Source organism: Martelella alba (assembly GCF_006516955.1).
Classification (GTDB): Bacteria; Pseudomonadota; Alphaproteobacteria; order Rhizobiales; family Rhizobiaceae; genus Martelella; species Martelella alba.
Genome location: NZ_VHLG01000003.1, coordinates 450,153 through 462,558 on the forward strand (window position 1 = coordinate 450,153; position 12,406 = coordinate 462,558).

General features: G+C 58.3%; 11 protein-coding genes. 5 read left to right on the forward strand and 6 right to left on the reverse strand.

The window, feature by feature from the left end:
• Positions 1-16: 16 nt before the first annotated feature.
• Positions 17-994 (reverse strand): thioredoxin-disulfide reductase, encoded by a 978-nt coding sequence (trxB, locus tag FJU08_RS08445; protein WP_141148532.1) that lies wholly within the window; start codon positions 992-994, stop codon positions 17-19.
• Between the two features lie 226 nt (positions 995-1,220).
• Here trxB and FJU08_RS08450 point away from each other — a divergent pair, with 226 nt between their 5' ends.
• On the forward strand, positions 1,221-1,685 hold the full coding sequence (locus FJU08_RS08450; RefSeq protein ID WP_141148533.1) for an Lrp/AsnC family transcriptional regulator: 465 nt from the start codon (positions 1,221-1,223) through the stop codon (positions 1,683-1,685).
• Here the strand turns inward: FJU08_RS08450 and FJU08_RS08455 are convergent.
• Positions 1,682-2,830, reverse strand: a complete 1,149-nt coding sequence (locus FJU08_RS08455; protein WP_141148534.1) for a glycosyltransferase family 4 protein — start codon at positions 2,828-2,830, stop codon at positions 1,682-1,684. The genes FJU08_RS08450 and FJU08_RS08455 overlap by 4 nt on opposite strands.
• A gap of 143 nt (positions 2,831-2,973) precedes the next feature.
• On the opposite strand from FJU08_RS08455, the gene FJU08_RS08460 reads away from it, so the two are divergent.
• Entirely contained in the window at positions 2,974-3,705 is a 732-nt protein-coding gene (locus tag FJU08_RS08460; protein ID WP_407943690.1) for a hypothetical protein, read from the forward strand.
• A 4-nt stretch (positions 3,706-3,709) separates the two neighbouring features.
• On the opposite strand, the gene FJU08_RS08465 is transcribed toward FJU08_RS08460, so the two are convergent.
• Positions 3,710-4,660, reverse strand: a complete 951-nt coding sequence (locus FJU08_RS08465; protein WP_235890632.1) for a glycosyltransferase family 10 domain-containing protein — start codon at positions 4,658-4,660, stop codon at positions 3,710-3,712.
• A gap of 165 nt (positions 4,661-4,825) precedes the next feature.
• Positions 4,826-5,302: a transcription elongation factor GreA gene (gene greA / locus FJU08_RS08470; RefSeq protein WP_141148536.1), complete on the reverse strand. Its 477-nt coding sequence runs from the start codon at positions 5,300-5,302 to the stop codon at positions 4,826-4,828.
• Between the two features lie 555 nt (positions 5,303-5,857).
• Between greA and FJU08_RS08475 the strand changes: the two genes are divergently transcribed.
• The gene (locus FJU08_RS08475) at positions 5,858-7,078 is read left to right on the forward strand and encodes an aminopeptidase P family protein (RefSeq protein ID WP_141148537.1); all 1,221 of its coding nucleotides are present in this window, start codon (positions 5,858-5,860) and stop codon (positions 7,076-7,078) included.
• A gap of 20 nt (positions 7,079-7,098) precedes the next feature.
• Here FJU08_RS08475 and FJU08_RS08480 read toward each other — a convergent pair whose 3' ends face one another.
• Positions 7,099-7,539, reverse strand: coding sequence for an SRPBCC domain-containing protein (locus FJU08_RS08480; RefSeq protein ID WP_141148538.1), 441 nt, complete (start codon positions 7,537-7,539; stop codon positions 7,099-7,101).
• A gap of 90 nt (positions 7,540-7,629) precedes the next feature.
• Positions 7,630-11,112 carry a carbamoyl-phosphate synthase large subunit gene (gene carB, locus FJU08_RS08485; protein WP_141148539.1) on the reverse strand — a complete coding sequence of 1,161 codons (3,483 nt, stop codon included), beginning with the start codon at positions 11,110-11,112 and terminating at the stop codon, positions 7,630-7,632.
• Positions 11,113-11,459: 347 nt separating this feature from the next.
• On the opposite strand from carB, the gene FJU08_RS23195 reads away from it, so the two are divergent.
• Both FJU08_RS23195 and FJU08_RS08490 read left to right on the forward strand, forming a co-directional pair.
• Positions 11,460-11,582 (forward strand): hypothetical protein, encoded by a 123-nt coding sequence (locus FJU08_RS23195; RefSeq protein WP_268932127.1) that lies wholly within the window; start codon positions 11,460-11,462, stop codon positions 11,580-11,582.
• A gap of 113 nt (positions 11,583-11,695) precedes the next feature.
• Positions 11,696-12,373, forward strand: coding sequence for a glutathione S-transferase (locus FJU08_RS08490; RefSeq protein ID WP_141148540.1), 678 nt, complete (start codon positions 11,696-11,698; stop codon positions 12,371-12,373).
• Positions 12,374-12,406: the final 33 nt, after the last annotated feature.

Consider the following 12,406-nt stretch of genomic DNA (forward strand, 5'->3'; position numbering starts at 1 on the left):
AGCTCTTCATGTCCGTCTACTCCGCAGCGGCGAGCGTTCCCGCTTTCTGGGCAGTGAGGAAACGATCCGCTTCCAGCGCTGCCATACATCCCATTCCCGCCGCGGTTACCGCCTGACGGTAGTTGTCGTCCGTAACATCGCCGGCGCCGAAGACCCCTTCAATGCTGGTCTTGGTCGTGCCGGGCTCGGTCCAAAGATAGCCATTCGGCTTCAAGCGTAATTGATCCTTGACAAGATCCACCTGCGGAGCGTGGCCGATGGCGACAAAAACGCCGTCTGCCGCGGCTTCGCGGGTTTCGCCCGTCACGACGTTTTTCAGTCGTGCTCCGCTGACTGTCGCGGGCAGGGGAGGCACTGCACTGGAACCGAGAATTTCGTCAATGGCGTGATTCCAGATTACACGCACATTCTCAAGCGCGAAAAGCCGTTCCTGCAGGATTTTCTCGGCCCTGAAGCTTTCGCGGCGGTGAACGACCGTGACACTCTTGGCGATATTGGCAAGGTAAAGCGCCTCTTCGACGGCGGAGTTGCCGCCGCCGACAACAATCACATCCTTGTTGCGATAGAAGAAGCCATCGCATGTGGCGCAGGCGGAAACGCCGCCGCCCATGAAATGTTGTTCGCTTTCGATGCCGAGCCATTTGGCCTTGGCGCCGGTTGCCAGGATCACCGTATCGGCCGTCCAGGTGACGCCGGAATCCGTCGTTGCGACAAATGGCCGCTTGGTGAGATCAAGCCCCGTCACGATGTCGTTGACGATCTCGGCGCCGACATGTTCCGCCTGTTCCAGCATCTGGCTCATCAGCCAGGGACCCTGGATAGGATCGGCAAAACCCGGATAATTTTCCACGTCAGTCGTAATCATCAGCTGTCCGCCCTGATCAAGGCCGGCAATCAGTACAGGCTTCAGCATGGCGCGGGCGGCGTAAATGGCAGCGGTATATCCGGCGGGACCGGAGCCGATGATCAGCACGGGGCTGTGACGATCGGACATATCAGTTCCTTTCAATGACGGCCTGGCCGCAGCAATGGCGGCGCCTTCCGTCCGTAAATTCTGTTTCCCTCATTTATGGCTGCTCCCCCCCAGCTTTCAAGGTGGTGATCTTCGCTACCAACAGAGCATTTCATACAGTTGAAAGATTCATACCTGTTGTTGTAATATTATTGCGCAAATCAGGGTGGCTTCTAATCGCCAATCTCACATCATGAAGGAATATGGTATGCGCGCCGATCTCGATGCGGTCGATCTGAAGATTTTGCGTGAATTGCAGCGCGACGGGCGTATCACCAATGTCGATCTTGCCGAACGGGTTGGCATTTCCGCACCGCCCTGCCTGCGCCGGGTTCGCCGGCTTGAGGAGGCTGGCATTATCGAGGGCTATCATGCCATGCTGAGCGCACCAAAGCTTGGCTATGATCTGGTCGCATTCTGTATGGTTGGTCTGAAGCACCAGTCCGAGGCCGAGCTCAAGGCCTTTTCCAAGGCCACGGATGACTGGCCGATGGTGCGTCAGGCCTGGATGACCTCCGGCGAAACCGATTTCCTGCTGCATTGCGTTGCCGAAAATCTGATGCAGTTTCAGGATTTCGTCATCGAGGTTCTGACCAGCCATGAGCATGTCGACACGGTGCGCACCATGCTGACGATCCGCCAGGTCAAGAAGGTGGGGCTGGTGGCGCTTTAGCGACCGTCCCTGTTCATGATTTCCTCGAGCCGCTGATAGGCGGAAAACTCCTGTTCCAGCATATTCTGCGTGGTAAAGTGGGCCAGTACATGACTGCGGCCGGCTTCTCCCATGCGCCGACATTCGTCCGGCGCGTCCAGCAGGCGGTCGATGGCCTCTGCCATCGCATCGGCGTTGCCAGGCGGCACAAGCAGGCCGGTTTTTCCATCGATCACGGTTTCCAGGCTGCCGCCATGGGCGGTTGCGATGATCGGCCGCGCCATGGCCTCGGCTTCAATGGCGACCCGGCCAAAGGCTTCCGGGCGCACCGAGGCGGAAACGGCAATGTCGCAGGCACTCAGTACTGCGGGAATATCGGAACGGCTGCCGCAAAGCCTGACCCTGTCGGTCAGGCCGCATGCGGAGATCAGGTTTTTCAGACTATCTATGGTCGATTCCTGGCCGCTGCCGACGATGGCCAGCCGGGCATTGCCATGGCGGCTCCTGGCCAGCGCCTCGACAAGGAAGCGGTGCCCCTTCCAGTCGGTCACCCGCCCGACAATTACAATCAGCGGCGCATCGGCCGTGCCGCCAAGCTCGACACGAATCCGGGCAATGCTGTCCGATGCGATTTTCGCCGGGTCGAACTGCTCCGGCTCAACTCCGCGCGGGGCAACGATGATCCTGTCTGCGGGGTAGCCATAGACGGCAATGATGTGATCACGGATAAAAGCTGAATTGGCAACAACCATCGGCCCCTTCAGCATGACGCCGTTATAGATCCGTTTCAATCGGCCTGAATGGCCGTAAACGCCGTGGAAGGTCGTGAGGAAACCGACCTTGCGCCGGGCCATGCGCGTTGCCCAATATCCCGCCCAGGCCGGGGCCCGGCTTCTGGCATGAAGAATATCAATCCCTTCGTTGTCGATGAGGGCGGCGAGCTTCCGGGCGTTCTGCCAGATTGCCAGCGGTGATTTGGCGCCCACAGCAAGCTGAATGTGGCGCGAACCGGCCTGTTCAACCGCCTCGACCAGACGGCCGCCAGCGCTGACGACGATATTTGTGAGGCCGCGCTGTTGCAGGAATGCCGCCATTTCGATGGTTCCGCGCTCGACGCCACCATCGCCAAGTGCGGGCAGGATCTGCATGATGCGGGATTTGGTCATGGCGTCACTCCGGGAACTTCGTGCTGATGACGCCTATCAATGTGGCTCGTGCTAGGCAAGCGCTCATGCTCGCAGGTAATATATTGGCATTCCCGAAGCCGATGGGATATTGAACGGCCGAAAGCTGAAACGGAGTGATGAGCGTGCAGACCATCGTGTGCATGAAATGGGGAACGCGTTACCCGGCCGATTATGTCAATCGTATGTGGTCGGCGATCAAACGGAATACCGAGCGTGAAACCCGCCTGGTCTGCTTTACCGATGATCCGGACGGTATTGACCCTGCGGTGACAACCTTCCCCCTGCCGGACATTACCATACCCGAGGTTCTGGCCTGGACGCCCTGGCGCAAGCTTTCACTCTGGCAGGCGCCGCTTGCCGATCTCGAGGGCGATATCCTGTTTCTCGATCTCGACATCGTTATCACAGGTAATCTTGATGATCTGTTCGATTTTGCGCCTGGCAAATACTGCGTCTGCGAGAACTGGACTCAGAAGGGCAAGGGCATCGGCAATACATCGGTTTTCCGCTGGCACGTCGGACGCAACACGCATGTTTTCAATGATTTCAATGCGGACGGCTATCCGATCTTTCAAAAATACCGCATCGAGCAGACCTATATCTCAGACGTTGTCGATGACATGGTGTTCTGGCCCCAAGAATGGTGCGTCAGCTTCAAACATTCACTCGTTCCCGCCTGGCCGCTAAATTTCTTCAAGGTGCCGCCGCTGCCGGCGGGGACCAGGGTCGTCGCCTTTACAGGCAAACCCGATCCCGATGAGGCCGCAATTGGAAAATGGCCAGCGGGCAAGGCCTGGAAGAAGCTTTACAAGCATGTCCGGCCGACACCCTGGATTGGGGAAAACTGGCGCTGAAACGTCAGCCCCGGATGATGTTTGAAAGCCGGTTTTTAAAATGCAAGGCTTCGCGGAAGACTGCCGTAAACAGCGCTGACAGAGGATTGGAATTTCGGGTGGCGCGGTAGGATTTGATGCTGGTTGCGCCGGGAATGTAGCCGGTATTTCTGTTTTCGGTGACGATATTGGTCACCAGCGTGAAGCAGTTGTAATCCTCGATCACCCGTCTGCGTGCTTCAATGATCGCCGGCAGGCGCTTTTCATATTCATTGTTTTCAATCGCCGCCTTTATGATCGCCACAGCCTCGCCCGGCTTGCGGATATCAAGTGCGATGAAGCTTTCTGCCGGAAAATAGTCGGCTGCGTTGGGCGCACCGAAATAAAACGGCAGCGCCAGACCTAAAAAAGCATCCGACAGTTTTTCGGTGATGTGGTGCGGGGCCACATGGTTCTCGATGGCCAGGTGGTATCTGAATGGATCAATCGCTTCGGCCTTGTCGCCCATAGGCTTGCGACCATGTCCGAAGACGTCCATTTCGGGCAGGGCTGTTGCTGCAAATTCAGTAAAGTCGTAACGCAGCCGGTGTAGGGTGTGCCCCTGCCGTTTCGTAGAGCAGACGGTTGAGAGTTGCCGGCTTTTTGCGGGGAAACTATTGGCGATCATGTCGGCAGTTCGGTTCGGTCCGCCGCCGGTTCCGTAGAACCAGAACAATCCGACCTGGTGCCAGATCCGCCCTGGATGCCTCAGGGCAAAGGGTTCCTGGCTGGTCAGGACATGTCCGAACTGGCGGGTGAAGGCGTGATTATATATCCGCACCCCGCTTGGCTCGCCGGTCAGGAGGATCGTGTTTTGTGATGGGCAGGCGAGATGTTCCACACGGCCCATGCGACGCTTGTCAACATCGACCGGCAGATCGTCATAGACGACGAGCCAGTCATAATCAGACGCGTCGGCATCGAAGATAAATTTCACGCCTCTCGTCTCTTCGAAGCCCGGAAGCAACTGCCTTGTAAAAGCAAGTTGCGGTCCCTTCAGCATGGGGCCACGGGCGACGAATTTGATACGTATGGGCTGGGGGTCGTGCATGCTCAGCGGCTCAGCATGTCGAAATGGCGGCCGAGAGCCGCCAGCGACAGCTTATTTCCAGAGGACTTCGAGAATTTCATAGGAGCGGGCGCCGCCCGGTGCGTTGACTTCAACGCTGTCACCCTCTTCCTTGCCGATCAGTGCACGTGCAATCGGGGACGAGATCGAGATCTTGCCTTCCTTCACATCAGCCTCGAAGTTGCCGACGATCTGATAGACTTTTTCGTCGTCGGTTTCTTCATCGACGAGCTTCACGGTCGCGCCGAATTTGACCTTCGAGCCCGACATGGTCGCCGGATCGACAATTTCCAGACGTGCGGTCACATCTTCCAGCTCGCCGATGCGCCCTTCATTGTAGCTCTGGGCTTCCTTGGCGGCATGATATTCGGCATTTTCCGAAAGGTCGCCATGCGCGCGCGCTTCCGCAATTGCCTGAATGATGCGGGGACGTTCTTCCTGCTGGCGCCAGCGCAGTTCCTCGACCAGCTTTCCGGCGCCGCCCCTCGTCATCGGTACTTTTTCGACCATTTCAAATTCCTTTGGCCTATTGTCCTCACGGCGGCGGGCAGGCTGTACTCCCACGCCTGGCAACGCCGCGCGTTTTCAGTTTAAACTTTCCTCGGCCGCGAGACAGGGATGAAAGACAGCGCTTTCCTCGCCTTTGCAGCACACAAAAAGAAACAGGTTCCAGAGCAAGAGCCCGGAACCAGTCTCAAATCACTGCGGAATCTATAACAGAAGCCGGGATGCCATTTCCAGACAATTCGTGGCGCGGCTTCGCGAATGCAAACAATACCCGTTAAAAGGCCAGGTTTTACGGGCTTTTACGTCGTATTGATGATGATGCCGGCACCATGTTCCGGAACAGTCCTGGAAAAACGCGGTAAAGCGGTTTGAAAATCAAAAGGGCGTTCTTTACGAAAGCGATGTCTCCTGTTTATCATCACATCGCTGCCGGAGCATCGATGGCGTCGTTTGCAAGAACCGGCCGCGCTCATCTCATGATGATGATGTGTCCTGCACGCCCGGACGTTAAACCGGGCTGATGGATGGATCCCGCCCGGTCTGGACGAGGATTGCTCCATGACAGAAATGCCCGAACGCCCGCGTTATTTTTCGCTCAAGAACGGCGACAAGGTGGCTTTGCCCTTCTCGAAGGGTGAGTATGAACGGAGGCTCGCACGTCTGCGTGCCATCATGGCGCGGCATGATCTTGATGCCGTGTTTCTGACCTCCATGCATAACATCGCCTATTATTCCGGCTTTCTTTATTGCAGTTTCGGCCGTTCCTTCGGCTGTGTCGTCACCATGGAGACCTCAACCACGGTCTCAGCCAATATCGATGCCGGCCAGCCCTGGCGGCGCAGCCATGGCGACAACATCATTTATACCGACTGGCGCCGCGATAATTTCTGGGGTGCCGTAAAGTCCCTTGCCGGCTCGGCCCGCCGGATCGGGATTGAGGGCGACCATCTGACCCTTTCAGCAAAGGCGGCGCTGGAAGATGCGTTTGGCGCGGTCGCGCTTGTCGATATCGCCCCTGACACCATGCGCGCGCGGATGATCAAATCTGATGAAGAGATTGCGCTCATCCGTGCAGGCGCCCGCATCGCTGATATTGGCGGGGCGGCGATCCGTAAGGCGATTTGTGAAGGCACGCGCGAAATCGATGTTGCAATCGCCGGGCGCGATGCCATGGAGCTGGCGATTGCCGAAGCCTTTCCCGGCGCTGAATATCGCGACAGCTGGGTCTGGTTTCAGTCAGGGTTGAATACCGATGGCGCCCATAACCCGGTCACCGCGCGGCAATTGCTGAAGGGCGATATTCTCAGCCTCAACTGTTTTCCGATGATCTCCGGCTATTATACCGCGCTTGAGCGCACGCTGTTTCTCGGCGAGCCGGACGCCCGCTCGCGGCATATATGGGAGGTGAATGTCGCGACCCATGAGCTTGGATTTGCGCTCATTCGTCCGGGGGTGAGCTGTGCGGTAATTACGGCGGAACTCAACCGCTTTCTTGCCGGGGAGGGCATGCTGCAATACCGCTCCTTCGGCTATGGCCATTCCTTCGGCATGCTCAGTCATTATTATGGCCGTGAAGCAGGGCTGGAACTGCGCGAGGATATCGAGACCGTGCTTGAACCGGGCATGGTTATCTCGATGGAGCCGATGCTGTGGATCCCCGAAGGCGAGGATGGGGCCGGAGGCTATCGAGAGCATGATATTCTGGTTGTCGGCCCGGATGGTGCCGAGAATATCACCGGTTTCCCCTATGGCCCTGAACACAATATCATCGCGGCATAGGGCAAGGCGGTGGCGTGGCCTCAGTCTGCCACCGTCTTGAGCAGGGATGCGAGGCGATCGAAGTTCTGCTCATTGGCAGCGCGGAACAGATGACTGATCGCCTCGGTTTCTTCGGTCCTGTCGAACAGCATGCGCCATGAGAGGCGCGCGCCGGCATCTTCATCGGCAAAACGCATTTCCAGGGTGAAGGCGTGGACCGGTTCATGATGGACTGCGCGGATAAACTGCCCGGCGACGACATCGGTGAAGGACCAGCGATTGTCGAAATCCGTGCCGTTCGAGGCTGTCATGGTAATCAGCCAGCTGCCGCCGGGACGAAGTTCAAAATCGGTGATGCTGTTGGAAAAGCCGTGCGGTCCCCACCAGCGCTCCAGCATGTCGGGATCGGCAAAGGCTTCATAAAGCGTTTCGCGGGAAACGGGGAAGACCCGTTCATTGAGGATTTCGATCTTGTCAGTCATGCTGCCGGTATCCTGAATTTACACGGATAAAAAAGGCGGGCTCTCGCCCGCCTTCATAGCACGATATCGCGCATATATAAGCCTCACAGATCAGGCGTAGCTCTGCAATGGTGCGACTTCCAGCTGGCCCTTCTTCAGGGCCCGGATCGCCTGCGCGGCGGCGAGCGCGCCGGACATGGTGGTGTAATAGGGCACCTTCTGCGTCAAGGCGGCGCGGCGCAGCGATTTCGAATCGGAGATTGTCTTGTCGTTACTGGTCGTGTTGATGACCAGCTGGACCTGACGGTTGCGGATCGCATCCTCGATATGCGGACGGCCCTCGCGAACCTTGTTGATCTTGATGGCGTCGATGCCATTTTCTTCAAGGAAATCGCGGGTGCCGCCGGTTGCCATGACCTTGAAGCCTTCTTCAACCAGAAGCTTGATCGCCGGCAGAACGCGGGCCTTGTCCTCCTGCTTCACCGAAACGAAGACACAGCCCTGACGCGGCAGGTCGACGCCTGCGCCGAGCTGGGCCTTGGCAAAGGCAATGGCGAAATCGCGGTCCAGGCCGATCACCTCACCGGTGGAGCGCATTTCCGGCCCAAGCAATGTGTCGACGCCGGGGAAGCGGGCGAAGGGGAAGACGGCTTCCTTGACGGCAATGTGATCGAGCGCGCGCGGATGCGGCTTCTCGCCATATTCGCCGATCGCCGCGTCGAGCCCTTCACCGGCCATGACGCGCGCGGCAATCTTGGCAATCGGCGCACCGATGGTCTTGGCGACGAAGGGAACGGTCCGCGACGCGCGCGGATTGACCTCAAGGATGAAAATCGTGCCGTCCTTGATGGCATATTGCACATTCATCAAGCCCTTGACGTTCAGCGCCAGCGCCAGTTCGCGGGTCTGCACTTCCAGCTCATCGAGAATGGTGGCGGAAAGCGTATGCGGCGGCAACGAGCAGGCACTGTCACCGGAGTGGATACCGGCTTCTTCGATATGTTCCATGATGCCGGCAATGAAGACGTTCTTGCCATCGCAAAGGCAATCGACGTCCACTTCTGTGGCATTGGTCAGGTAGCTGTCGAACAGGAGCGGGTTCTTGCCCAGCATCGTGTTGATCTGACCGGTCTTGTCGTTCGGATAGCGCTGCTTGATGTCTTCGGTCACCAGTTCCGGCACGGTTTCCAGAAGATAGGTCGAAAGTCCGGCGTCGTCATGGACGATCTGCATGGCGCGGCCACCAAGAACGTAAGACGGGCGCACGACCAGCGGGAAGCCGATCTCACCGGCGACGAGGCGCGCCTGCTCGACCGAATAGGCAATGCCATTTTCCGGCTGGTTCAGTTCCAGCTTGACCAGCAGTTTCTGGAACCGGTCGCGGTCTTCGGCGAGGTCGATCATGTCCGGCGCAGTGCCAAGGATCGGAATACCGTTCTTCTCCAGCGCTTCGGCAAGCTTCAGTGGTGTCTGGCCGCCAAACTGGACAATCACCCCGACCACTTCGCCGTCTTCCTGCTCGGCGCGCATGATCTCGATCACGTCTTCGGCCGTCAGCGGCTCGAAATAGAGGCGGTCGGATGTGTCGTAGTCGGTGGAAACCGTTTCCGGATTGCAGTTGACCATGATGGCTTCAAAGCCCGCATCCTTCAGCGCGAAGGCGGCATGGCAGCAGCAATAGTCGAACTCGATACCCTGGCCGATCCGGTTCGGGCCGCCGCCGAGAATGACGACCTTTTTGCGATTGGAGATCTGGGCTTCTGACCGGGTGGCGCCGGCAAAGGGCAGTTCATAGGTCGAATACATGTATGCCGTCGGCGAGGCGAATTCGGCCGCGCAGGTGTCGATACGCTTGAAAACCGGGCGCACGCCGAGACGGTTGCGCAGCTGGGCCACTTCCTTCGGCCGGCCATGGGTGAGGCTGGCAAGCCGTTGGTCGGAAAAGCCCATCGATTTCAGCATGCGCATATTGTCGGCATCTTCCGGAAGGCCGTGCTTGCGGAGCTTTTCTTCCATATCGACGATGCCCTTGATCTGGGCCAGAAACCACGGGTCGATCTTGGAATGTTCGTGGACTTCTTCTTCGGAGAAGCCGAGGCGGAAGGCTTGGGCAACCATGCGCAGGCGCTCCGGCGTCGCCGTGCCGATGGCCGCGCGTACGGCGTTGAAGGGCTCGCCGGTGTCATAGCCGGGGATTTCGATCTCATCGAGACCGGTCAGACCGGTCTCCAGACCGCGCAGTGCCTTCTGCAGCGATTCCTGGAAGGTGCGGCCGATGGCCATGACTTCGCCGACCGACTTCATCGCCGTCGTCAGCGTATGTTCGGCGCCGGGGAATTTCTCAAAGGCAAAGCGCGGGATCTTGGTGACGACATAGTCGATCGACGGTTCGAAAGAGGCCGGTGTGGCGCCGCCTGTAATGTCGTTTTCCAGCTCGTCCAGCGTATAGCCGACGGCGAGCTTGGCCGCGACCTTGGCGATCGGGAAACCGGTTGCCTTGGAGGCGAGTGCGGAGGAGCGCGAAACGCGCGGGTTCATTTCGATAACGACCAGACGTCCGTCCTTCGGGTTAACGGCGAACTGAACATTCGAGCCGCCGGTTTCAACGCCGATCTCACGCAGCACCGCAAGCGAGGCGTTGCGCATCATCTGGTATTCCTTGTCGGTCAAGGTCAGCGCCGGTGCAACGGTGATCGAATCGCCCGTATGGACACCCATCGGATCGATATTCTCGATCGAGCAAATGATGATGCAGTTGTCCGCCTTGTCGCGAACAACTTCCATTTCATATTCCTTCCAGCCGAGGACTGATTCTTCGATCAGCACTTCGGTGGTGGGGGATGCATCGAGGCCGGAACCGACAATCTCGAAGAATTCCGAGCGGTTATAGGCAATGCCGCCACCCGTGCCGCCAAGCGTGAAGGAGGGGCGGATAATCGCCGGCAGGCCGATCACGTCAAGCGCCTGGGCGGCAATCGCCATGGCATGCGCCATATAGCGCTGCTTGCGGTCGGTATTGCCGAGGTTCCACTTGTTTTCCAGCGCATCCAGCGCCGTGTCGAGAGCATCGCCGGACAGTGTGGTGCGCAGCTCTGCGCGTTCGGCCTCGTGTTCCTGGCGATCCTTGTCCTTGATCTCGGTGGCATTGGCGAGCATCGAACGCGGCGTTTCCAGCCCGATCTTGGCCATGGCCTCGCGGAACAGTGCGCGGTCCTCTGCCTTGTCGATGGCATCCGGCTTGGCGCCGATCATTTCGACATTGTAGCGCTCGAGAACGCCCATGCGGCGCAGCGATAGTGCGGTGTTGAGCGCGGTCTGGCCGCCCATGGTCGGCAGCAGCGCGTCAGGCCGTTCCTTGGCGATGATCTTGGCGACGACTTCCGGTGTGATCGGCTCGACATAGGTCGCATCCGCAAGGCCGGGATCGGTCATGATCGTCGCCGGGTTGGAATTGACGAGGATCACACGATAGCCCTCGGCGCGCAGCGCCTTGCAGGCCTGTGCACCGGAATAGTCAAACTCACAGGCCTGGCCGATGACAATCGGCCCCGCGCCGATAATGAGGATGGACTTGATATCTTGGCGCTTTGGCATGGGTGCTTCCGTTTGTTCTCGTTCCTGCATCAAAAACCGGCACGGAAAACCGGCCGGCTTGAGCGTCGTCGCAAATTTCTAGGCTAGGAGGGCCTTATAGGCAAAACATTACCCGAACGGAACCCCGAAAATGGCCGAAATTGGGGATTGGGCAGGCAAATGCCGAACCGAAGCCTGTCCGACCGGGACTGAAACCGGGCAAATTTTCGTGAAAGTCGGATCTGACAAGCTTCGTGGCAAAGGGATGTGCAGAGTTGATCTGGGCGAAAAGAATCACATTTGCCAAATCACAAATGAACCAAATCACCGCCAGCAACGTTTACAGAGCAAACAAGAGGAGTAACAACATGATGGAATATCTGCCTCTCATCGCTTTTCAGTCGCTGTTTGCCGCGGCCGGCCTCGGCGTGCTCTACCGCATCGTCGCTACGAAAAATACTGAAGCGGGGCGCGCACGCCACCTGCGCTGATCCGGCCTGTGCTTTCGGATGGCAGGTCGTTCCGGCCTGCCATTCTGCTTGACTTGACGCGAAGGCATCATGATCCCATCTCAGGCTTACCTGCCCATTGAAGGTTTCGCGTCATGATCCTTGTTCATTATCTCGAAGATTCCCGCGCCCACCGCATTCTGTGGCTCCTGGAGGAACTTGGTGTCGATTACGACATCCGTGTCTATCGCCGGGCTGAAGACATGCGTGCGCCGGACGAGCTAAAGCAGGTGCATCCGCTCGGCAAATCACCGGTTATCGAGGACGGTGACCGGGTTATCGCCGAAAGCGGCGCGATCATTGAATATCTTCTCGATACCTATGGCCAGGCTTCCGGTCTCCGGCCTGAGCCGGGGAGTGAAGCTTTGCAGCGCTATCGCTACTGGCTGCATTATTCGGAAGGCTCGGCCATGCCGCTCTTGGTCATGAAATTGGTCTTTTCCAGGCTGCCTGAGCGGGTTCCCTTCCTTTTGCGTCCGGTTGTCCGGGCGGTGTCGCGTGGCGTTATGGGAGCCTTGACGGATCCGCAACTGAAGGAACATGGCGGGTTCTGGGAAGAGACGCTTGCCCGCAGTGGCTGGTTTGCCGGTGATCAGTTTTCGGCGGCTGATATTATGATGAGTTTCCCCGTCGAAGTTGGCATGGAGCGCGTCCCTTTCGATCAGCGCCCGCAGGCCGTTCTTGGCTGGCTGGCCGAAATCCATGCGCGGCCCGGCTATCGCCATGCGATCCAGCGTGGCGGTGCCTATCGCTATGGAGCAAAGGCAGAGTAGCTTTCGCAAAAGAAAAAGGATATGGGAGGGAGC